We start from the raw sequence: 613 nt of genomic DNA, 5'->3' as shown, positions 1-613 counted from the left end.
TCGCATCGAGAATATGATCAATCTTGTTTGGTGTATTCAGTTTTCAATGATCGATTGAGTTGCATCATAAAGAAGCTCACTCAAAACTAAACAAAGACATTAACCTTTCGTGTAGGTTCCAACTACTCCTTAGAAAGGAGGTGATCCAGCCGCACCTTCCGATACGGCTACCTTGTTACGACTTCACCCCAATCATCTATCCCACCTTCGACGGCTCCCTCTATAAGTTAGGCCACCGGCTTCGGGTGTTACAAACTCTCGTGGTGTGACGGGCGGTGTGTACAAGACCCGGGAACGTATTCACCGCGGCGTGCTGATCCGCGATTACTAGCGATTCCGGCTTCATGCTCTCGAGTTGCAGAGAACAATCCGAACTGAGAATGGCTTTCAGAGATTCGCTTACCCTCGCGAGTTCGCTGCTCGTTGTACCATCCATTGTAGCACGTGTGTAGCCCAGGTCATAAGGGGCATGATGATTTGACGTCATCCCCACCTTCCTCCGGTTTGTCACCGGCAGTCTCACTAGAGTCCCCAACTGAATGCTGGCAACTAATGATAAGGGTTGCGCTCGTTGCGGGACTTAACCCAACATCTCACGACACGAGCTGACGAC

Annotated in this window: 1 rRNA gene; it reads right to left on the bottom strand. The window is 50.2% G+C overall.

What is annotated here, in order from left to right:
* Positions 1–133: 133 nt before the first annotated feature.
* Positions 134–613, bottom strand: a 16S ribosomal RNA gene (locus tag ACQV2Q_RS08905); the annotation flags it as partial.

The organism is Facklamia sp. P12950 (genome assembly GCF_050409465.1).
Taxonomy (GTDB): Bacteria; Bacillota; Bacilli; order Lactobacillales; family Aerococcaceae; genus Facklamia.
Note: the sequence above shows the minus strand (reverse complement) of the source record. Positions and strands in the feature narration are given on the sequence as shown.